Origin of the sequence: Brachybacterium squillarum M-6-3 (assembly GCF_000225825.1) — a bacterium.
Lineage (GTDB): Bacteria > Actinomycetota > Actinomycetes > Actinomycetales > Dermabacteraceae > Brachybacterium > Brachybacterium squillarum.
The window spans coordinates 586827-606273 of sequence record NZ_AGBX01000007.1; the positions used below are offsets into that span (position 1 = coordinate 586827).

19 protein-coding genes are annotated in these 19447 nt (G+C 73.1%); 1 reads left to right on the plus strand and 18 read right to left on the minus strand.

Translation table 11 applies throughout. The annotated features are described in order from the left end of the window. Positions 1 to 5: 5 nt before the first annotated feature. Complete coding sequence (locus OM98_RS12320; protein ID WP_010534937.1) at positions 6 to 1238, plus strand: N-acetylglucosamine-6-phosphate deacetylase; 1233 nt, start codon at positions 6 to 8, stop codon at positions 1236 to 1238. 7 nt (positions 1239 to 1245) lie between these two features. Here the strand turns inward: OM98_RS12320 and OM98_RS12325 are convergent, their stop codons facing one another. The 18 genes from OM98_RS12325 to rho form a co-directional block, all read right to left on the minus strand. Further along, the gene (locus OM98_RS12325) at positions 1246 to 1689 is read right to left on the minus strand and encodes a DUF2550 family protein (RefSeq protein ID WP_010534938.1); all 444 of its coding nucleotides are present in this window, start codon (positions 1687 to 1689) and stop codon (positions 1246 to 1248) included. A 13-nt stretch (positions 1690 to 1702) separates the two neighbouring features. Beyond that, positions 1703 to 1972 (minus strand): F0F1 ATP synthase subunit epsilon, encoded by a 270-nt coding sequence (locus OM98_RS12330; RefSeq protein ID WP_010534939.1) that lies wholly within the window; start codon positions 1970 to 1972, stop codon positions 1703 to 1705. Next, the gene (gene atpD, locus OM98_RS12335) at positions 1969 to 3444 is read right to left on the minus strand and encodes a F0F1 ATP synthase subunit beta (RefSeq protein ID WP_010534940.1); all 1476 of its coding nucleotides are present in this window, start codon (positions 3442 to 3444) and stop codon (positions 1969 to 1971) included. The genes OM98_RS12330 and atpD overlap by 4 nt, the downstream gene beginning before the upstream one ends. A 48-nt stretch (positions 3445 to 3492) precedes the next feature. Next, positions 3493 to 4416, minus strand: coding sequence for a F0F1 ATP synthase subunit gamma (locus OM98_RS12340; protein ID WP_010534941.1), 924 nt, complete (start codon positions 4414 to 4416; stop codon positions 3493 to 3495). Positions 4417 to 4485: 69 nt separating this feature from the next. After that, a complete protein-coding gene (gene atpA / locus OM98_RS12345) occupies positions 4486 to 6111 on the minus strand; it encodes a F0F1 ATP synthase subunit alpha (RefSeq protein WP_010534942.1) in 1626 nt (541 codons plus the stop codon). A 77-nt stretch (positions 6112 to 6188) separates the two neighbouring features. Further along, complete coding sequence (locus OM98_RS12350; protein WP_010534943.1) at positions 6189 to 7004, minus strand: F0F1 ATP synthase subunit delta; 816 nt, start codon at positions 7002 to 7004, stop codon at positions 6189 to 6191. Positions 7005 to 7013: 9 nt separating this feature from the next. Further along, entirely contained in the window at positions 7014 to 7553 is a 540-nt protein-coding gene (locus OM98_RS12355; protein WP_050812667.1) for a F0F1 ATP synthase subunit B, read from the minus strand. Between the two features lie 10 nt (positions 7554 to 7563). Beyond that, positions 7564 to 7791 carry an ATP synthase F0 subunit C gene (gene atpE / locus OM98_RS12360; protein WP_010534945.1) on the minus strand — a complete coding sequence of 76 codons (228 nt, stop codon included), beginning with the start codon at positions 7789 to 7791 and terminating at the stop codon, positions 7564 to 7566. Between the two features lie 84 nt (positions 7792 to 7875). Continuing rightward, positions 7876 to 8865, minus strand: a complete 990-nt coding sequence (gene atpB / locus OM98_RS12365) for a F0F1 ATP synthase subunit A (protein WP_010534946.1) — start codon at positions 8863 to 8865, stop codon at positions 7876 to 7878. 148 nt (positions 8866 to 9013) lie between these two features. Then, entirely contained in the window at positions 9014 to 9508 is a 495-nt protein-coding gene (locus OM98_RS12370) for a Cg1360 family ATP-synthase-associated protein (protein ID WP_010534947.1), read from the minus strand. Next, positions 9495 to 10673, minus strand: coding sequence for a glycosyltransferase family 4 protein (locus OM98_RS12375; RefSeq protein WP_010534948.1), 1179 nt, complete (start codon positions 10671 to 10673; stop codon positions 9495 to 9497). Before OM98_RS12375 ends, OM98_RS12370 begins: the two co-directional genes overlap by 14 nt. Beyond that, positions 10670 to 11578, minus strand: a complete 909-nt coding sequence (locus OM98_RS12380; RefSeq protein WP_010534949.1) for an L-threonylcarbamoyladenylate synthase — start codon at positions 11576 to 11578, stop codon at positions 10670 to 10672. Before OM98_RS12380 ends, OM98_RS12375 begins: the two co-directional genes overlap by 4 nt. Next, positions 11575 to 12525, minus strand: a complete 951-nt coding sequence (locus OM98_RS12385; RefSeq protein ID WP_010534950.1) for a N5-glutamine methyltransferase family protein — start codon at positions 12523 to 12525, stop codon at positions 11575 to 11577. Before OM98_RS12385 ends, OM98_RS12380 begins: the two co-directional genes overlap by 4 nt. Beyond that, on the minus strand, positions 12522 to 13646 hold the full coding sequence (gene prfA, locus OM98_RS12390) for a peptide chain release factor 1 (protein WP_010534951.1): 1125 nt from the start codon (positions 13644 to 13646) through the stop codon (positions 12522 to 12524). Before prfA ends, OM98_RS12385 begins: the two co-directional genes overlap by 4 nt. Before the next feature lie 130 nt (positions 13647 to 13776). After that, entirely contained in the window at positions 13777 to 13989 is a 213-nt protein-coding gene (gene rpmE, locus OM98_RS12395) for a 50S ribosomal protein L31 (RefSeq protein WP_010534952.1), read from the minus strand. A 166-nt stretch (positions 13990 to 14155) separates the two neighbouring features. Further along, on the minus strand, positions 14156 to 15142 hold the full coding sequence (locus OM98_RS15935) for a LacI family DNA-binding transcriptional regulator (protein ID WP_010534953.1): 987 nt from the start codon (positions 15140 to 15142) through the stop codon (positions 14156 to 14158). Continuing rightward, complete coding sequence (locus OM98_RS12405) at positions 15139 to 17166, minus strand: aldo/keto reductase (RefSeq protein WP_029362847.1); 2028 nt, start codon at positions 17164 to 17166, stop codon at positions 15139 to 15141. The genes OM98_RS15935 and OM98_RS12405 overlap by 4 nt, the downstream gene beginning before the upstream one ends. Before the next feature lie 161 nt (positions 17167 to 17327). Next, entirely contained in the window at positions 17328 to 19289 is a 1962-nt protein-coding gene (gene rho, locus OM98_RS12410) for a transcription termination factor Rho (RefSeq protein WP_010534955.1), read from the minus strand. Between the last annotated feature and the right edge of the window lie 158 nt (positions 19290 to 19447).

The window sequence follows — 19447 nt, forward strand, 5'->3', positions numbered from 1 at the left end:
GCCCCGTGAGCACCACCGCCGAGCACGCCGAGCACTCCCCCGCCGCGCAGCGGTTCCTGCGCGGCCCCGCGGTGCTCCCCCAGGGCCTGGTACCCGACGCGCTGATCGCGATCAGCGGCGCGGGCATCACCCACGCCGGCCCGGCCGCCTCCGCCCCTGACATCGACCCCACCCTGGTGGAGGATGTCGCGGGCGGGATGATCCTGCCGGGGCTGGTGGACCTGCACTGCCACGGCGGCGGCGGGGTCTCCTTCCCCGACGCCGAGGACGCCGCGACCATGACCGCCGCGGTCCGCGAGCACCGCCGCCACGGCACCACCTCGCTGGTGGCCTCCCTGGTCACCGCATCCCCGGACACCCTGCGGGCGCGGGTGGCGGAGCTGGCGGCCCTGGCCCGCGCCGGGGAGGTCGAGGGCATCCACCTGGAGGGGCCATTCCTCTCCGTCGACCGCTGCGGCGCGCAGAACCCCGCGGAGATCCGCGCGGGCGACGCCGCCGAGGTGCGGGCGCTGGCGGAGCTCGCCGGCGGGGCGCTGGCCACCATGACCGTCGCCCCCGAGGTACCGGGCGCCGACGCCGTGATCGAGGCGCTGGCGGAGACCGGCGCCGTGCCCTCCCTCGGCCACTCCGATGCGGACTCGGCGAGCTTCACCGCCGGCATCGCCCGCTCGCGGGAGGCGCTGCGCCGCCACCGCGGCCGCAGCCCCCTGCCCACCGCCACCCACCTGTTCAACGGGATGCGCCCCGTCCACCACCGCGACCCCGGCCCGGCGCTGGCGGCCCTGGATGCCGCCGCGCGCGGCGAGATGGTGGTGGAGGTGATCGGCGACGGCGTCCACCTGGACCCGCGCACGGTCGCCCACGTCTTCGCCCTTGCCGCCGAGGACCAGGTGGCGCTGGTGACCGACGCGATGGCCGCGGCCGGGATGGCCGACGGCGCCTACCGGCTGGGCTCGCTGGCCGTGGAGGTCTCCGGCGGCGTGGCCCGTCTCGCCGAGGGCGGCGCGATCGCCGGCGGCACCGCCCACCTGATCGACGTGGTCCGCGCGAGCGTGCTGGAGGCCGGGGTGGACCTGGCCCGCGCGGTGCGCGCCGCCTCCCTGGTGCCCGCCCGGGTGCTCGGCGCCGAGGACCGCCTCGGCTCCCTCGCCCCCGGCCGCCGCGCCGACGTGCTCATCACCGACCGCGACCTCCGCCCCCGCCGCGTCCTCCGCGCCGGGCAGGACGTCGAGGTCTGAGCGTCGCTCAGTCCGCGTCGCCCGCCACGGCGCCGGTGGGGGCGGCCTCCAGCCAGGCGGTGAGCACCGCGGCGGAGGAGGGGTCCAGCAGCAGCCCGCTGCGACGGCCGTGGGCCAGGCGCATCTCGACCCGGTACAACGGCTCCGCGTCGGGGTCCTTGGGGAGCAGGCGGTGCCGCTCCACCTCCACGATCTCCCCGCGCGGGATCACCAGCTCGGGTCCGGGCCGCAGGGACAGCGCCTGGAACCAGCGCAGCTGCTGGCCGCCGATGCGCAGCAGGCCCGTGGCCCACAGCTCTCCCCCGCCCAGCGAGCGCCGGCGCAGGGAGCAGGGCACGGTGGCGGGCTGGCGGTAGACCAGCACCCGTCGCACCACCAGCGCGAGCGCCAGCAGCACGAGAACGAGCATCCCGACCCCCACGAGGAGGATCGGGATGCTCGGCATGCTCATGACGCGGGTCGGCTCAGCGGGAGGCCGGACGGTCGGCGTGGTCCACGGCGATGGTCACCACGTCGGCGTCCACGGAGACGAAACCCCCGCGTACCTCGCGCTCGGTGACCTCGCCGGAGTCCGAGGTGATGCGGACGATGCCGCGGTCCAGGACCGCGAGGGTCGGCTGCATCCGCGGCAGGATGCCCATCGAGCCGTCGGCCGCGGGCACCACCACGCGCGCCGCCTTCCCGGACCACTCGGTCCGGTCGGAGGTCACGAAGGTGACGTCGAGGGCACTCACTCGCCCAGCTCCTTCTGGATGCGGTGCCAGTTCTCCATCACCATGTCGATGCCGCCGACGTTGAAGAACGCCTGCTCCGCGATGTGGTCGAACTCGCCGTCGCAGATGCCCTTGAAGCCCTCGATGGTGTCGCGCAGCGGCACGTCGGAGCCGTCCACACCCGTGAACTGCTTGGCGATGTGGGTGTTCTGCGAGAGGAACTGCTGGATGCGGCGAGCGCGCGCCACCGTCACCTTGTCCTCCTCGGAGAGCTCGTCCACACCGAGCATCGCGATGATGTCCTGCAGCTCCTTGTTGCGCTGCAGGATCTGCTTCACGCGCACCGCGGTGTCGTAGTGCTCCTGGCCGATGTAGCGCGGGTCCAGGATGCGCGAGGTGGAGGTCAGCGGGTCGATCGCGGGGTACAGGCCGCGCGAGGCGATCTCGCGGGAGAGCTCCGTGGTCGCGTCCAGGTGGGCGAAGGTGGTCGCCGGCGCCGGGTCGGTGTAGTCGTCGGCCGGCACGTAGATCGCCTGCATCGAGGTGATCGAGTGGCCGCGGGTGGAGGTGATGCGCTCCTGCAGCACGCCCATCTCGTCGGCCAGGTTCGGCTGGTAGCCCACCGCGGAGGGCATGCGGCCCAGCAGGGTGGAGACCTCGGAGCCCGCCTGGGTGAAGCGGAAGATGTTGTCGATGAACAGCAGCACGTCCTGGGACTGCACGTCGCGGAAGTACTCCGCCATCGTCAGCGCCGAGAGGGCCACGCGCAGGCGGGTGCCCGGCGGCTCGTCCATCTGGCCGAAGACCAGGGCGGTCTTCTCGATGACGCCGGACTCGGTCATCTCCTCGATGAGGTCCCAGCCCTCACGGGTGCGCTCGCCCACGCCGGCGAACACGGAGACGCCGTCGTGGTTGTTGGCCACGCGGTAGATCATCTCCTGGATGAGCACCGTCTTGCCCACGCCGGCGCCGCCGAACAGGCCGATCTTGCCGCCCTGCACGTAGGGGGTGAGCAGGTCGATCGACTTCACGCCGGTCTCGAACATGGTGGTCTTCGACTCGAGCTGGTCGAAGTTCGGGGCGGTGCGGTGGATGGGCCACCGCTCCTTGACCTCGAGCTGCGAGGCCTCCTTGTTCAGCGGGTTGCCCACCACGTCGAACACGGTGCCGAGGGTCGCGTCGCCCACGGGCACGGAGATCGCGGCGCCGGTGTCGACCACGTCCTGGCCGCGCACGAGGCCGTCGGTGGGCTTCAGCGCGATGGCGCGGACCATGCCGTCGCCGAGGTGCTGGGCGGTCTCCAGGCTCAGGCTGGTGGAGTCCAGGCCCGCCTCGGCGGAGATCGCGGTGGTCAGCGCGTTGTACAGGTCCGGGATCTGCCCCGGGGGGAACTCGATGTCGACGACCGCGCCGGTGACGCGGGCGATGCGACCGGTGCCCGGCTGGGTCTCGCCGGCCGCGGCGGTGGTGTCAGGGAGGACGGGGGTGCTCATGGGGTTCTCTCCAATGGGTTCGTCCGGCGCGTGAGCGTCCGGGGCTGCTCAGCGTTCGGTGCGACCGGATCCCGAGAGGGCGTCGGCGCCGCCGACGATCTCGGAGATCTCCTGGGTGATCTCCGCCTGGCGGGCCGAGTTGGCCAGGCGGGTGAACTTGCGGATCTGGGTCTCGGCGTTGTCGGTGGCCGTCTTCATGGCGCGCTGGGTGGCGGCGTGCTCGGAGGCCATCGACTGCATGAGGAGGTTGACGATGCGCGACTCGATGTAGCGCGGCATCAGCTCGTCCATCACGGTCTCCGCGTCCGGGGTGAACTCGTACAGCGGGTACGAGGGGGCCCCGATGCCGCCGGCGTTCTCCTCGCCGTCCACCACCTCGATCGGGACCAGGCGGGTGGCGCGGGCCACCTGCTGGAACCGGCTGAGGAAGCGGGTGCCCACCAGGTACAGCTCGTCGAGGTGGCGCTCGGCGTCCTCGCTGAGGAGGTCCGCGGTGAGCTGCTCGGAGACCTCGTGGCCGAGGGAGGCCAGCTCGTTCTCCGAGTAGGGGGCCCAGGCGCGCTCCGGCTCGCGGTTGCGGAAGCGGAAGTAGGTCTCGCCCTTGCGGCCGACGACGTAGAGGACCGGGGTCTTGCCCTCCTCGCGGAGGCGGTTGCCGAGCTCCTCGGCCGCACGGATCACGTTGTGCGAGTAGGAGCCGGTCATGCCGCGGTCCGCGGTGATCAGCAGGATGCCGGCGCGGCCGGTCTGCTGGCGGTCGGTCTCCAGGAATGGGTGGTCCAGCTCCCCGGAATGGGTCGCGACGGCCCCGATGGCCTGCGTGATCGCTTCGGCGTAGGGGGTGGTCGCCTGCACCCGGGCGTGGGCCTTCGAGATGCGCGAGGCGGCCACCATCTCCTTGGCCTTGAAGATCTTCTTCATGCCCTGAGCGGAGCCGATCCGCTGCTTGTACTGCCTCTGCTGCGCTCCCATGTCTCTCCTTCGGGGGCCGATCCGCGGTGGTCCGGGGCCTCCCGCCCGCAGGCGGGAGGCGATGCCGGATCAGCCGCGGGCGATGCGCTCCTGGTCGATGTCCTCGTCCTCGGCGCTGCCGTGGACGTCATGACCGGCCGGGTCCTTGCCCTTGCCCGCCAGGAAGTCCTGCTTGACCTGGCCGAGGATCTCGGTGAGCTGCTGCTCGGTCTCGTCGGAGAACTTCTGGGTGGTACGGATGTCCTCGAGCACGGAGCCGTTGTGGCGCAGGTGCTCCAGCAGCTGCTCCTCGAACTCGCGGACGTCCTCGACGTCGATGTCGTCGAAGTGGCCGGTGGTGCCGGCCCACACGGAGACGACCTGGTCCTCGACCGGGAAGGGCGAGTTCTGGGACTGCTTGAGCAGCTCCATCAGGCGGGCGCCGCGGTTCAGCTGCTGCTTGGAGGCGGCGTCCAGGTCGGAGGCGAACATCGCGAAGGACTCCAGGTCACGGAACTGCGCCAGGGAGATCTTCAGGGTGCCCGAGACGGCCTTCATGGCCTTGATCTGGGCGGAGCCGCCCACGCGGGACACCGAGATGCCGACGTCCACGGCGGGACGCTGGTTCGCGTTGAACAGGTCCGACTGCAGGAAGCACTGGCCGTCGGTGATCGAGATGACGTTGGTCGGGATGTACGCAGAGACGTCGTTGGCCTTGGTCTCGATGATCGGCAGGCCGGTCATCGAGCCGCCGCCCATCTCGTCGGAGAGCTTCGCGCAGCGCTCCAGCAGACGGGAGTGCAGGTAGAAGACGTCGCCCGGGTAGGCCTCACGGCCCGGCGGACGGCGCAGCAGCAGCGACACGGCGCGGTAGGCCTCGGCCTGCTTGGAGAGGTCGTCGAAGACGATGAGGACGTGCTTGCCCTGGTACATCCAGTGCTGGCCGATGGCCGAGCCGGTGTAGGGGGCGATGTACTTGAAGCCCGCCGGGTCGGAGGCCGGGGCCGCCACGATGGTGGTGTACTCCAGCGCGCCGTTCTCCTCGAGGGTGGCGCGCACCGAGGCGATGGTCGAGCCCTTCTGGCCGACCGCGACGTAGATGCAGCGCACCTGCTTGCTGGGATCGCCGGACTCCCAGTTCGCCTTCTGGTTCAGGATGGTGTCGATCGCGACGGTGGTCTTGCCCGTCTGGCGGTCGCCGATGATCAGCTGGCGCTGGCCGCGGCCGATCGGGGTCATCGCGTCGATGGCCTTGAGGCCGGTCTGCAGCGGCTCCTTCACGCTCTTGCGCTGCATCACGCCGGGCGCCTGCAGCTCGAGGGCGCGGCGGCCGTCCGCGGCGATCTCGCCGAGACCGTCGATGGGGGCGCCGACGGGGTCGACCACGCGGCCGAGGTAGCCGTCGCCGACCGGGACGGAGAGCACCTCGCCGGTGCGGCGGACCTGCTGGCCCTCCTCGATGCCGGTGAACTCACCGAGCACCACGACGCCGATCTCGCGCAGGTCGAGGTTCAGCGCCAGGCCGAGGGTGCCGTCCTCGAAGCGGACCAGCTCGTTGGCCATGATGGTGGGCAGGCCCTCGACGCGGGCGATGCCGTCGGCCGACTCGGTGACGCGGCCGATCTCCTCGCGGTCGGGGGTGCCGGCCTGGTAGGTGGACACGGCGGTGTCCAGGGCGTTCCGGATGTCCTCCGGGTTGATCGTGAGCTCAGCCATCGGGGTGCTTCGCTTCCTCTCGTCCCCTCGCTGGGCGGGGGAATCGTCGTGATGCTGCGGGTGTCGGGGCGGGGCCGTCAGGCCACCAGGCGGGTGCGGGCCGTGGCCAGGCGCGCCAGGACGGTGGCGTCGTACAGGTCGTCGCCGACCTGGATGCGCAGGCCGCCGACGACGTCCTCGTCCTGCTCGTAGTTGGACTGGACGGCCTGCCCGTAGACCCGGGCGAGGATGCCCTCCAGCCGGGACTGCTGCTCGGGCGAGAGCGGCCGGGCGCTGGTGACGACGGCGAGCAGCCGACGTCGACGCTCGGAGGCGATCTCGGCGATGTCCAGCAGGCGCCGGACGGGCTTGGCCTCGGTGCGGCGTCCGACGGCCCGTCGGGCCAGCAGGACCGACAGGGCGTGGATGCGCCCCTCGAACAGCCGGGAGACGATGCCCTCCCGGGCCGCGGTGTCGTCCCGCGCGTCGTCCAGGGCCGCGCTCAGGGCGGGGCTGTCCTCGATGACGCGGGAGACCTGGAACAGCTCCTCCTCGACCCGGCCGAGCACGCCCTGGCGGTCGGCCAGCTCGAGCAGGGACTCGAGGCCGAGCTGCTCGAGGGCGTCGAGCAGGTCCTCCTGCTCGGACCAGCGCCGCGCGACCACCTCGAGGGCGAGCTCGAGCGCGGGGGCGCCGACCTTCCCCTCGAACAGCGAGCGCACGACCTGTTGCTTGACCTCGGCGGGACGGCCGCCGTCGCTGAGCGCGCGCACCAGCTGATTGCTGGAGTCGATCGCGTCGGCGAGGGAGAACAGATCCGCGGCGGTCCGCTCGAGCGGCGCGTCGGCGCCGCCCAGCAGCTGCTGGGATCGCTGGGTCACCTCACGCAGGGAGGTGGAGGAGGTTCCTCGCATCGGGGGTCCTTATCGGGTCGCAGTCGGGGCCTGGTCGAGGTCGTCCAGGAACCGGTCGATCACGCGGCGGGAGCGCTCGTCGTCGGAGAGGGACTCCCCCACGATCTTGGAGGCCAGGTCACTGGCGAGGGTTCCGACCTCACCGCGCAGCTGGGCCTCGGCGGAGGTGCGCTCCGCGCTCAGCTGCTGGCGGCCGGCGGCGAGGATCCGCTCGTTCTCGGTCTCGGCGCGGGTCTTGGCCTCCTCGACGATGCGGGCGCCGTCGGCACGGGCCTTCTCGCGGATGGAGGCGGCCTCCTGGCGGGCGGCGGCGAGCTCCTGCTCCTGGGTGTCCTTGAGCTGGTCCGCCTGCTGCTGGACCTCTTCGGCCTTCTTCAGCCCGCCCTCGATCTTCTCGGAGCGCTCGTCCAGCACGGCGTTGAGCCGCGGGAGGATGAAGCGCATGAAGACCAGGGCGAAGATCACCAGGAAGATCAGCGTCCAGATGATCTCCGCGGGGGCCGGGACGAGGAGCCTCCAGCCCGGCACGCTTTCTTCAGCCTGAATCATCGAGGGGTCCTCAGAAGATGAAGCCGGTGACGATCGCCAGCAGCGTCAGGATCTCGGTGAAGGCGATGCCGATGAACATGGTGGTCTGCAGCTGGCCGCGCAGCTCGGGCTGGCGGGCCATGGCCTCAGCGGTCTTGCCGACGATGATTCCGATGCCGATGCCGGGACCGATCGCCGCGAGACCGTAGCCCACGGTCGCGATGTTTCCGTCGAGAGCGGCGAGGAGCGTGGTGTCCACAGGGTTTCCTTTCGTTGTGCCGACCGGTCGGACGGCAAGGTTCGGGGAGGGAAGGGGAGGTACGGGGGACGAGACCGGGGTGGGTCAGTGCTCGTCGGCGGTGGCCATCTGGATGTAGACGGCGGTCAGCATGGTGAAGATGAAGGCCTGCAGCGCGGCCACGAAGATCTCGAAGCCGTAGATGCCGATGGCCAGCGCGCCGGAGAAGGGCGCCAGGGCGATCAGCGCCGAGCCGGAGAACAGCAGCGCCTGGGTCATGCCGATGAAGACGACCATCATGATGTGGCCGGCGACCATGTTGGCCAGGAGTCGGATGGTCAGGGAGGCCCAGCGGATGAGCACCACCTGCAGCAGCTCGATCGGGATGAGCAGCGCGTAGATGGGCTTCGGGACCCCGGGGGGCATGGTCTCGTGCTTGAGGTAGCCGCCCAGGCCGTGCTTCTTGATGCCGAAGAACAGGTAGGTCACGAAGGTCCACAGGGCCAGCAGCAGCGGCATGCCGATGACGGAGGTGCCGGCGAGGTTCAGGCCGGGGATCACGCCGCCGAGGTTCATCGCGAAGATGAAGAAGAACATCGTCACCAGCATCGGCGCGAAGCGCTTGCCTTCGCGCAGGCCGAGGGTGTTCGCGATGATCGAGGTGTTCACGAATTCGATGAGGATCTCGACGATGCTCTGGATGCGGCCGGGGACCAGCTTGGAGCGGGAGGCGATCACGCTCATGCCCACCAGCACCACGACCAGGATGATCAGGCGCACCAGCTGGACGCGGTTGAACTCGAACCAGGTGCCCTCGAAGAGGATCGCGTCGGGGAAGAACTCGGCGATCGTGGGGACGTGGAAGAAGGAGTCGCCTTCGGCGAGGAGGCTACCGGTGGCGTCGGAGGTGTTCAGCGCGATCTCCCGTGGTCGTCGTGGCGGCGTCCGGGCGTCCGTGCCCGGTGTCGGGGCTGCGAGTCCGCTGGCGCGGGGGCGCTTCGGCTCGGCCGTCCCGGGCTGAGGGTCCGCCTGGATGGTCGTGCAGTCTCGGTCACGCTGACGACCGGGGTCGTGAGCGCCGCATGGCCGCCCCACCGCGACCGCGCCCGAGGAGGCGGGCGATGATCTGGCGGTGGCACCGGACCCGGTCGAGACCGTCTCTCACCCCGGGAGGGGGTAGGGAGAGGGAGTCGGCGGGAGCCCGGTTCAGGCCGCGCGAAGACAGATCGAGCATAACAGAGCATCAGGGCTCGTCGCGCACCTCGGCGACCTCGAGACGGGGCCGTGTGCGCACCATCCCGACGGCCTCGACCACGGCGGCGACCAGGGCACCCGCGAGCAGGGCCAGACCGAGCCAGGGGCGGGACAGCCACTCGGCGTCCCGGAGCAGCAGCAGCGCGATGATCAGCACGAACATCTTCACCATCCAGCTACCCATGAGCACGGTGGCCCAGGCCATCGGCGGCAGGCGGCGGGAGAGCACGGCGCTGCCCAGTGTGGGCAGGGTCACCACCAGGGCGAGGCCGCTGCCGACCAGGGCGCCCATCAGGGCGCCGTCCCCGCCGAGGGTCGCGGCGAGCACGATCACCACCAGGTCGATCACGAGGCCGGCGGCGACGGCGACGAGCAGCGCCCGACCCATCATCGCGTCGTTGCGGGAGCGCGCCCGCTGCACGCCGGGGTCGCGGGGGTCGGGGACGGGTGTCCGCGCGGCGGCAGGGGGGTCAGCGGCGGGCATCGGCGTCCTCCACGGGGTCGTTGCGGGTCGGGTCGGTCTCGGGGCCCGGCAGGGCGGCCTCGGGCGGCACCGGGTGGCGGCGCAGCCGGCTCAGCGGGTCCAGGGTGATCAGCAGGGCGAACAGCAGGCCCACCGCCCAGAACACGACCACGGTAGGGGGTTCCGCCAGCAGCGGCAGCAGCAGGCCCACGCAGACCACGACGGTCCACACGTACATGATCAGCACGGCGGTGCGCTTGGAGTGCCCGAGCCGCAGCAGACGGTGGTGCAGGTGTGCCTTGTCGGCGTGGAAGGGGCTCTTGCCGGCGCCGATGCGGCGCACCACGGCGAGGGCGAAGTCGAGGAAGGGGATCACCATCACGCCGATGGGCAGCAGGATCGGCAGGAACTGGCCGAGGACGTCCGCGCCGGAGAGGCGGGCGGGGTCCACCTGGCCGGTCACGGCGATGGTGCTGGCCGCGAGCAGCAGGCCCAGCAGCATCGAGCCGGAGTCGCCCATGAAGATGCGGGCCCGGGTGAGGTTGTGCGGCAGGAAACCCAGGCAGGCCCCGATCATCACGGCGGTGATGAGGGCGGCCAGGGAGGAGTAGTCCGAGGCGGAGGCGCTGCGGGTGAGCATGTAGGCGTAGGCGAAGAAGGCGCCGCCGCCGATGGCCATCACCCCGGCGGCCAGGCCGTCCAGTCCGTCCACGAAGTTCACGGCGTTCATGCTGACCACCACGACCAGCACGGTGAGGATCAGCGCGGTGTGGGTGGACAGCAGGGTGACGCCGTTGATCGGCAGGGAGACCAGCTGCACGCCCTGCCACGCCATCAGCAGCGCGGCCAGCGCCTGCCCCGCGAGCTTGGTCCACCAGTCCAGGTCCCACTTGTCGTCGGCGGCGCCCAGCAGGCAGACCAGGGCGGCGGCGCCGAGGATCGCCCAGGGCTGGCTGGAGCCCAGATAGAGCGGGTGCAGGAACGGCACGGAGGCGGCGATGAGCAGGGCGGCGGCGACCCCGGCGAGCATGGCCACCCCGCCCAGCCGCGGGGTGGCGGCGTCGTGCACGTCGCGCTCGCGGACGGCGGTCATGGCGCCGTAGCGGCGCGCGAACAAGCGGATCGCGGGGGTGATCAGGTAGGTGACCGCCGCCGAGACCAGGAGGAGGAAGAGGTAGATCCTCACCCGGGCGTCCGCGGGGACGCGGCGGCGTCGTCCCCGGCGGCGGTCGTGCCGGCGGTCTGCTCGGCGGTGGGCTCGGCCGGCAGGTCCAGCACCCCGGCGGGGGCGGTGTGCTCGGCGGCGGGGGCCGCGGTCTCCGAGGCGGCCTCGGAGGCCGGCGAGTCGGCGTCGGCCTCAGCACCGTCGGCCGCGTCGTCCGCGGAGGGCTCCGCACCCTCGGGCGCCTCGGCGGCCACGTCGTCCTCGCCCTCGGCGGGCTCGGGCTCGCGGGCGGTGAAGATGTCGCCGACGGCCTTGATGATCTGCTCGCGGGTCAGGGTGCCCTCGCGGAGGATCTCGGCCGGCTCGACGGTGGTGTCGATGATGGTGGAGCTGGTGCCGATGCGGGCGGTGCCGCCGTCGAGATAGATCTCCACGGCGTCGCCGAGCTGGGTGGCGGCGTCCAGGACGGTCAGGGCCGCGTCCTTGCCGTGGCGGTTGGCGCTGGAGACGGCGAGCGGGCCGGTGCGGCGCAGCAGCTCCAGGGCGGTCTCGTCGTCGGGCATGCGCAGGGCCACGGTGCCGCGGGTCTCCCCCAGGTCCCAGGTCAGGGAGGGCTGGGCGTTCAGGATCAGGGTCAGGGCGCCGGGCCAGAACTCCTCGGCGAGACGCTCGGCGTAGTCGGGCACGTCGACCGCGAGGGCGAGCAGCACGGCGTGGTCGCCGACCAGCACGGGCGGCGGGGTGTCACGGCCGCGGCCCTTGGCCTCGAGCAGCGCGGTGACCGCCGCGGGGGTGAAGGCGTCCGCACCGATGCCGTAGACGGTGTCGGTGGGCAGGACGATGAGGTCGCCGTCGCGGACGGCCTGCACCGCGGCGGACAGGGCGTCCTCGCGGGTCTCGGGGTTCTGGGTGTCGTGCACGCTCACGGGGTCAGTCTCTCATCCTTGTCCTGCGCAGGCCCGATGGCGCGGCGCACCACCAGGAAGCGGTCGCGGCCGGTGAGGTCGCGGGCCGTGATCGGGGTCCCGAAGCCGCCGACCTCGGCGGCCAGGGCACGGGTGACCTCCCCCTGCACGTCGGCGTGCTCCATCACCAGCAGCCCACCGGGACGCAGCAGGTGCCGGGCCCAGCGCAGCACCTGGCGGGGCAGCTCCAGGCCCTCCGCTCCCCCGCCGTACAGGGCGGCGGCGGGGTCGTGCCGGGCCACCTCGGGGTCGCGCGGGGCGGCGTCCGGGGGCACGTAGGGCGGGTTCGAGAGCACGGCGTCGACACCGGCCGCGGCGGCCAGTCCGGCCAGGGCCGGGTCGGCGTCCCCCGGGGAGCCGGCGAGGTCGGCGCGCAGCACCCGGCCGCGGCCGTGCCCGGCGGCCTCCAGGTTCTCGGCGGCCAGCTCGACGGCCTCCGGGGAGAGGTCCACGGCGAGCACCTCCGCCTGCGGCAGCTCGTCCAGCACGGCGGCGGCCAGCGCCCCGCTGCCGGTGCACAGGTCCACGACGCGCCTCGGCGGGGCGTCCTGGTGGGCGGCCAGCAGGTCCAGGGCCAGCTCGGTCTCGGGGCGGGGCACGAAGACGCCGGGGCGCACCCGCAGCATCAGGCGCCGGAAGGGGGCCTCGCCGAGGATCAGCTGCAGGGGCTCGCGGGCCTCGCGGCGGGCCAGCAGGGCCTCGAGACGGTCCTCGACGTCGGCGGGCAGGGCGTCGAGCAGGACCAGGGGGCGCTCGGTGTCCGCGGCGGCGGCGATCAGCGCGCGGGCGTCGACGCTCGGGGAGGGCACCCCGGCGGCGCCGAGCCGGGCGGTGGCCGCGGCGAGGGCCGTGCGCAGCCAGGCACGGACGTCGTCGCCGCGCATGCCCTCCACCGCCTCGGTGCTCATGCCTGCTGCTCCTGGGCGGCGGCCTCGAGGCGGGCGCTGCGCTCGGCGGCGCGCGCGGCGGCGACCAGCTCGTCGAGGTCCCCGCCGAGCACCTGCGACAGGGTGTTGGCCTTGAAGCCGGTGCGGTGGTCGGCCACGCGCGATTCGGGGAAGTTGTAGGTGCGGATCCGCTCGGAGCGGTCCACGGTGCGCACCTGGGAGCGGCGCGCGGCGGAGGCCTGGGCCTCCTGCTCCTGGCGGCGGGCGTCCAGCAGGCGGGTGCGGAGGATCCGCAGGGCCTGGTCGCGGTTGCGCAGCTGGCTCTTCTCGTCCTGGCAGGAGACGACGATGCCGGTGGGCAGGTGGGTGACGCGCACGGCGGAGTCGGTGGTGTTCACGCTCTGGCCGCCGGGACCGCTGGAGCGGAACACGTCGATGCGGAGGTTCGCGGGGGCCATCTCCTCCCCCAGCAGCTCCTCCTCGTCGGTGGCATCGGCCTCGGGCAGCACCAGCACGCCGACGGCGGAGGTGTGGATGCGTCCGGCGGACTCGGTGACGGGCACGCGCTGCACGCGGTGGACCCCGGCCTCGTACTTGAGGTGCGCGTAGACACCTTCCGATGACGTTGTCGGCGTGGCCGATATGGCGAGGGTGGCGTCCTTGATCCCGCCCAGCTCGGAGTCGGCGGAGGCGAGCAGCTCGGTGCGCCAGCCGCGGCGCTCGGCGTAGGAGCGGTACATGCGCAGCAGCTCGAGGGCGAACAGCGCGGACTCCTCGCCGCCGGCGCCGGGGCGGATCTCGAGGATCACGTCGCGGGCGTCATCGGGGTCGCGGGGGGCCAGCAGCTCCTCGAGCTCGACGTCCAGGTCCTCGGCGCGGGCGGCGAGCTGCTCGGCCTCGGCCGCGAAGTCGGGGTCCTCGGCGCCCAGCTCGCGGGCGGCGGCGGCATCGGCGCGGGCCTGGTCGCGGTCGTCGGCGACGGAGAGCACCTGGTCCAGCTCGGCGTAGCGGCGGCCGACGCGGCGGGCGCGGGAGGCGTCGTCGTGCAGGGAGGGGTCGGCCATCTGCTGCTGCAGGGCGGCGTGCTCGGCGCGCAGCGGCGCCAGGCGGTCACCGCCGGTGTCCCCGTGCGCGCTGCTCATCCCTGCTCCCTATGTTCTGCCCCGTCAGCCCTGCGCCGGCGGCCCTGCCCCGTCGTGACCGGGCCGTCCCCGGCCGGAGACGACGACGCCGGTGCACGCGGGATGCGTGCACCGGCGTCGGAAGCTGGGCTCAGGCCTTCTTCTTGCCGTAGCGGGCCTCGAAGCGGGCGACGCGGCCGCCGGTGTCGAGGATCTTCTGCTTGCCGGTGTAGAAGGGGTGGCACGCGGAGCAGACCTCGGCACGGATGGTGCCGTCGCTCTTGGTGCTGCGGGTCGTGAACGAGTTGCCACAGGTGCAGGACACCTGGGTCACGACGTACTCGGGATGAATATCGGCCTTCATCGAATCTCTCCTTCGTCCGGGTCGCTGGGTCGGCACCCGGCGGGTGCCGTGAACCAGAACCGAGGGACGATTGTGCCATGCGGCGACGCAGGTGGGAAGGGGGAACGGGCCCGGCGCGGTGTCTGCTTGGTCACCCGTCAGGGCCGCCACCGGGCGGGCCCGGGGGTCAGGCCGACTGCCGCCGCAGCAGACCGTACTCGACGCGGCGGCGCGCGGCCGCCGAGCCCGGCGCGATGGTGCCGCCGAACAGGCCCTCGACGAGGTCCAGGGCGTGCCGGGCCACCTCCTCGCGGTCCACGCCCAGCGTGGTGAGCTCCGGGTGCACCAGGGTGCCCAGGTGCAGGCCGTCCACGCCCACCACGCGGACGTCCTCGGGGACGGCGCGGCCGGCGCGGCGCAGCTCTTGCAGCACGGCCAGGGCCTGCACGTCGTGGAAGCAGACCAGGGTGCCGGCCTCCCGCGCCGCGGCCTCGGCGAGCTGGCCGGGCACTCCCCCGGGGCCGGGCGGCACGATCGCCACCTCCCCCAGGCGCGGGGCGAGGACGTCCCGGATCCGCGCGGCGCGGGGGCTCGGATGCTCCGGGGCACCGGGGGCGCCCTGCCCGTCGAGCATCGCGACCGGGCCGGCCTCGGCCGCCTCCAGGTGGGCGGCGAGCTCGGCGAGGGCGGCGGTGTCGTCGAAGACCACGCCGGCGCCGGCGGCGGGGGCGTCGAGCGCGACCAGGGGCATCCGGGCGGGGACGGCCTCCCCGGTGGGGGCGGGCAGGCCGTAGCCGAGCAGCGCGTCGGCGCGGCGGGCCAGGTCCGCGCCCACCGCGGCGGGATCCGCGGCGCCGCCGGTCTCGGCCACCACCACGTTCCAGCTGCGGGCGGCGGCCTCGCGGATCACGGCGCGGGCGATCTCGGGGAAGAAGGCGTTGGCGAGATCGTCGACCAGCAGCCCGAGGGTGGGCGGCTCGGCGCTGACCAGGCCGCGGCCGAAGCGGGAGGGACGGTAGTGCAGCTCCTCGGCGGCTTCCAGCACGCGCTGCCGGGTGTCCTCGCGGATGCCGGGGAGGTCGTTGATGGCGCGGGAGACGGTCTGCCGGGAGACCCCGGCGCGGGCGGCCACGTCCACGATGGTGGCGCGTCCGCCTCCGGCGCGTGGACTCACGGGCGCTCCCCGCGCAGGTCCAGCCAGGCCACCTGCTCGGGGGTGAGCTCCACGCCGAGGCCCTGCATCGAGGAGCGCATCTCGGTGATCGAGCGGGGCCCGAACAGCGGGAAGGTCGGGAAGGGCTGGGCCAGCACGTAGGCCAGGGCGATGGCTGTGGCGGGCACCCCGTGCTCGGCGGCGAGGGCGCGGGCGCGCTCCAGGCGCTCGAAGTTGCCCTCGCTGTAGTAGCAGCGCACCAGCTCGGCGTCGGAGCGGTCCTCGGGGTGGGCGCGGCCGGCGAAGAAGCCGCGGGCCTGGGAGGACCAGGGGAAGATCGGCAGCTTCCGCTCGGCCAGCCAGCGCTGGGAGGCGGGGTCGGTGACCTGCACGCAGCCGGCCCAGGGCACGTCCAGCGCCTCGGCGAGGCCGAAGTGGTTGCTGAGCGCGTCGATGCCGTGGCGGCCGTGGGAGGCGGCGTAGTGGCGGGCCTCGTCGATGCGGGGCAGGGTCCAGTTGGAGACGCCGACGGCGCGGATGCGGCCGGCGCGCACGTGCTCGTCGAGCACGTCGACGAACTCGCCGACGGGCACCTCGAGGTTGTCGCGGTGGAGCATGTAGAGGTCGGCGTAGTCGGTCTGCTGGCGCTCCAGGGACTCGTGCAGCTGCCGGGTCAGCGACTCGGGGTCGCAGGACGGGGTGTGCGCGCCCTTGGTGATGACGACGACGTCCTCGCGCACGCCCCGGTTGGCGATCCACTGCCCGAGCTGCGCCTCGTGCAGGCCGGCGCCGTAGACGTAGGCGGAGTCGAAGACGGTGCCGCCGGACTCGACGAAGGCGTCGAACAGCGCGGAGGCGTGGGCGAGGTCGGGCTGGTTGTCGCAGCCCATCACCAGGCGGGACAGCGACTTGTCCACCCCGGGCAGGGTGCCGTAGCGCATGCCCGTGGCGGGATCGTGCTCGGCGGCGGGGGCGAGCTCCCCGGCGGGCAGGGCGAGCGGGCGACCGGTGACGGTGGGGATCATCCCGTCCTCGCGCTCGAAGGGGTAGCGCAGGCCGATCGCGGCGCGCCAGCGGTCCAGGGCGCGGGCCTGGCCGAGGGAGAACTCGAGCGGCAGCTCGGGCACCTCGCCCTGGCCCGCGGCGCGGGCCAGGGCGTCGGCCTCGGCGGCGTAGGGGCGCGGGGCGGTGAGGTCCTCCTCGACGCGCTGCTGGCCGACGCGCTCGAGCACCAGCAGCTGGCGGTCGCCGAGGGCCCAGGGGTCCTCGAGGCGGATCACCCCGGCGGATCCGGTGATGACGGCGCTGCGGGGGTCGTCCTGCCGGACGCCGGTGCGCAGGGTCGCGGTGGCGCCGGAGGGGAAGGTGAGCTGGGCGGTGGCCCATTCGTCCACGCCGGTGGGGCCGAGGGTGCCGGCGCCGCGCACGACGGTGGGATCGGCGGCGAGGGTGCCGGCGGCGGCCCCGGCGACCAGGCGGGCCAGGGACAGTGGATAGGTGCCGACGTCGAGGATGCCGCCGCCCGCGGTGGCGGGGTCGAAGAGGCGGCCCTCGCGGCGGCCGGTGTCGAAGGCGAAGGAGGCGTCCACGTGGACCAGCTCGCCGATGGCGCCCTCGGCCACCAGCTCCAGCACCCGGGCGATCTGGGGGTGGAAGCGGTACATGAAGGCCTCGAGCAGGGTGGAGCCGCTGCGGCGGGCGGCGTCCGCCATGGCCATCGCGGTGCCGTGGTTCGGGGCCAGCGGCTTCTCGCAGAGCACGTGCTTGCCGGCCCCGAGCGCAGCGATGGTCAGGGCCGCGTGGGCGGTGTGCACGGTGGCGACGTAGACGGCGTCGATGTCCGGTGAGGCCAGGATCTCCTCGTAGCTGCCGATCACGACGCCCGGATGGTGAAGCTCGTGCTCGTGGGCGAAGGCGCGGGCGCGCTCGGGGTCGCGACTGCCCACCCCGGCGAGCACGCCGTGCTCGCTGAAGGGCAGCTGTCCGGCGAAGCGGCGGGCGATGGAGCCGGGGCCGAGGACGGCCCAGCGGAAGGGTGCGGACATGACGACCTCGCTGTCGGTGGGGAGCAGATCCACGTGAACGTTCACGACCGCTCCGACGCTACACGCTCCCCCGCGCCCCGCCAAGCCGTCGGGCGCCCTGACGGACGCGGACGACCCCGAGGTCGCCGGGGGCGTCCTCGGGGTCGTCGGGGGCGGGAGGGTCAGTCGCCCTGGCGCTGCCCCACGCTGGGGGTGTTCTTCTGCACCGTCATCAGGAACTCGGTGTTGGACTGCGTCTTCTTCAGCCGCTCCAGCAGCAGGTCGAGCGCCTGCTGCTGCTCGAGCGCACCGAGCACACGGCGCAGCTTCCACATGATCGCGAGCTCCTCGCGGCCCATCAGCTCCTCCTCGCGGCGGGTACCGGAGGCGTTGACGTCGACGGCGGGGAAGATGCGCTTGTCGGCGAGGTTGCGCGAGAGGCGCAGCTCCATGTTGCCGGTGCCCTTGAACTCCTCGAAGATCACCTCGTCCATCTTGGAGCCGGTCTCCACCAGCGCCGAGGCGAGGATGGTCAGCGAGCCGCCGTGCTCGATGTTGCGGGCGGCGCCGAAGAACCGCTTGGGCGGGTACAGCGCGGAGGCGTCCACACCGCCGGAGAGGATCCGGCCGGAGGCGGGGGCGGCGAGGTTGTAGGCCCGCGAGAGACGGGTGAGGGAGTCCAGCAGCACGACCACGTCGCGCCCCATCTCCACCAGGCGTTTGGCGCGTTCGATGGCGAGCTCGGCGACGATGGTGTGGTCCGAGGCCGGACGGTCGAAGGTCGAGGCGATGACCTCGCCCTTCACCGTGCGCTGCATATCGGTGACCTCCTCGGGGCGCTCGTCGACGAGCACCACCATGAGGTGGACCTCCGGGTTGTTCTCGGTGATCGCGTTGGCGATCTGCTGCATGATGATCGTCTTGCCGGCCTTGGGCGGGGCGACGATGAGGCCGCGCTGCCCCTTGCCGATCGGCGAGACCAGGTCGATCACGCGGGGGGCGAGCGAGCTGCCGGAGGTCTCCAGGCGCAGGCGCTGGTCCGGGTACAGCGGGGTGAGCTTGGTGAAGTCCACCCGCTGGCGGGCCCGCTCGGGGGTCATGCCGTTGATGGAGTCCAGGGAGACCAGGGCCGCGAACTTGCCCTGCCCGCCCTTGTTGCGACGGTTGCGGCCGCCGCCCTGCTGCGGCTCGGGAGCCTGCTGCTCCTCGCCGTCGCGGGGGGCCTTGACCTGGCCGGTGATCGCATCGCCCTTGCGCAGGCCGTGCTTGCGCACCTGGTTCATGGTCACGTAGACGTCGCTCGCGCCGGGCAGGTAGCCGGTGGTGCGCACGTAGGCGTTGTTGTCGCGGATGTCGAGGATGCCGGCGACGGCCACCAGCTCCTCGCCCTCGCGGACCTCGGGCTCGTCGTTCTGGTTCTGGCCGCCGCCCTGCTGGCCCTGCTCATTGCCCTGGCCGCGGCCACGACGCTTGCGGTCCCGGTTGCGATTGCGGTTGCGATTCCGCCCCCGACGGTCGTCGTCGTCCCCGCCGCGGGTGCCGCGGCGGTCGTCCTCGGACTCGCCGGAGCGGTCCGGCAGGGCGATGTCCTCCACGCGGGAGGGGCGGTCGCCCCGGTCGTTGCGGTCCTGGCGATCGTTGCGATCGCCGCGGTTGCCGCGGTTGCCGCGATCCTGGCGGTCGCCGCGGTCCTGACGGTCGCCACGGTCGCCCCGGTCCTGGCGATCATTGCGGTCGCCGTGGTCCTGACGGTCGCCGCGGTCCTGGCGCTCGGAGCGCTTCTGCTGCTGCTCGCCGCCGGAGCGGTCGGGCAGCTCGATGCCCAGCTCGGGCTCGGAGCCGCCGTCGCGGCGGGGGCGGGAACCCTCGCCGGAATCCTGGCGGCCGTTGTCCTGGCGGCCGGAGTCCTGGCGCTCGGAGGAGGCCTCGCGCGCGGGGCGCTCCACGCGGGCGGGACGCTCGGCGGGCGCGGAGCCGCCGCCCTGGGCGGCGGAGGACGGGGCGGGGCCGCCGGAGCGGATGGCCTCGACGAGCTCGCCCTTGCGCAGCTTGCGCACGCCCTTGATGCCCATCCCGGAGGCGATCGCCTGCAGTTCGGGGAGCTTCTTGGCGGCGAGATCGGAGGTGGGGGTGGAGTCGTTCACCCGGTGTCCTTCCTTGTCGGACCGGAATCCCGGTCCCGTGTCGGTGAGGGAGCCGCGGCGCGATGGTCGGGCGCGGGGCCCGGAGCGGCGGGGCTCTGCCGTGCAGGCACGCGGAATCAGGTGCGGGGCACCGGGGCGGGCCTGCCGGGGGTGGTTCG

What these genes read in the sequence shown, in the direction of transcription:
- OM98_RS12325 (WP_010534938.1), bottom strand. Translation starts at nt 1,689, where the DNA reads ATGAGCATGCCGAGCATCCCGATCCTCCTCGTGGGGGTCGGGATGCTC.
- atpD (WP_010534940.1), bottom strand. Translation starts at nt 3,444, where the DNA reads ATGAGCACCCCCGTCCTCCCTGACACCACCGCCGCGGCCGGCGAGACC.
- OM98_RS12340 (WP_010534941.1), bottom strand. Translation starts at nt 4,416, where the DNA reads ATGGGAGCGCAGCAGAGGCAGTACAAGCAGCGGATCGGCTCCGCTCAG.
- atpA (WP_010534942.1), bottom strand. Translation starts at nt 6,111, where the DNA reads ATGGCTGAGCTCACGATCAACCCGGAGGACATCCGGAACGCCCTGGAC.
- OM98_RS12350 (WP_010534943.1), bottom strand. Translation starts at nt 7,004, where the DNA reads ATGCGAGGAACCTCCTCCACCTCCCTGCGTGAGGTGACCCAGCGATCC.
- OM98_RS12355 (WP_050812667.1), bottom strand. Translation starts at nt 7,553, where the DNA reads ATGATTCAGGCTGAAGAAAGCGTGCCGGGCTGGAGGCTCCTCGTCCCG.
- OM98_RS12370 (WP_010534947.1), bottom strand. Translation starts at nt 9,508, where the DNA reads ATGCCCGCCGCTGACCCCCCTGCCGCCGCGCGGACACCCGTCCCCGAC.
- OM98_RS12385 (WP_010534950.1), bottom strand. Translation starts at nt 12,525, where the DNA reads ATGAGCACCGAGGCGGTGGAGGGCATGCGCGGCGACGACGTCCGTGCC.
- prfA (WP_010534951.1), bottom strand. Translation starts at nt 13,646, where the DNA reads ATGAGCAGCGCGCACGGGGACACCGGCGGTGACCGCCTGGCGCCGCTG.
- rpmE (WP_010534952.1), bottom strand. Translation starts at nt 13,989, where the DNA reads ATGAAGGCCGATATTCATCCCGAGTACGTCGTGACCCAGGTGTCCTGC.
- OM98_RS12405 (WP_029362847.1), bottom strand. Translation starts at nt 17,166, where the DNA reads ATGTCCGCACCCTTCCGCTGGGCCGTCCTCGGCCCCGGCTCCATCGCC.